The 722-nt window shown below is 52.8% G+C and carries 1 protein-coding gene; it reads left to right on the top strand.

All coding sequences use genetic code 11. The features are described 5' to 3' along the window. Positions 1–159: 159 nt before the first annotated feature. Positions 160–423: a WapI family immunity protein gene (locus I4X03_RS22995; protein WP_223471449.1), complete on the top strand. Its 264-nt coding sequence runs from the start codon at positions 160–162 to the stop codon at positions 421–423. The last annotated feature ends 299 nt before the right edge of the window (positions 424–722 follow it).

The following is a 722-nucleotide window of genomic DNA, read 5'->3' on the forward strand; positions in this document are numbered from 1 at the left end:
AGAAGCTTTCGCCGGTCAATTTTGAGAAGCGGTACTTTGAGAGGCTCGCGAGTGTCTAGCAAACTCGTGGCGATTCAGATGGAAATTGGCTGAACGCTACAGCGGTTTGCGCTGAGAACGGTGCAAGCGTGCTGGTACGAGGAGCCTTTATCCGCACCAATGAAATTTAGGACTGGCAGCGTGGCGGTGGACAAGCTGTTCGTTGCCTTGAAAGGCGAGGCGAAACTCGAATGCATGGAGCCGGAGATTGCGGTAACGTTAAGGGCAATGTCTTTAGGCGCAATCAAGATGGAAGTGCAGATCACGCCAGACCAATTAACTCAAGAGCACCGATTTACCTTTGCTATCGACCAAAGCTATCTGCAGCCGTTGTCATCGCAGTGTGTGCGGCGGCTGACCGCCTTTCCAATACGCGGCTCTTGAAGTCTGTTTTGGGTCGGTAGCTGCCTGTCATGACCGTCTGCGACTTTTCCCCTTTGGCAATCTGCTATCCTGTATTGAACGGCCGAGATCGGCCAAGAGCAGACCTACCACTAACCAGCTTCCCAAAGACTTATGGATGACGTACAGATACATCATGCGTTGAAGATGTTTGATACAGCGAGCACGAGCGCGCACGAGGCTGCCTGGGCATCGCTCAAACCGCTAGGGAAGCGCTGATTAATTCAAACGCTTACGTTTCCATCGGCAGCCCGACCTGAGACAATACCGGCACTTTCACC

The organism is Massilia soli (genome assembly GCF_016809835.1).
Taxonomy (GTDB): domain Bacteria; phylum Pseudomonadota; class Gammaproteobacteria; order Burkholderiales; family Burkholderiaceae_D; genus Telluria_A; species Telluria_A soli.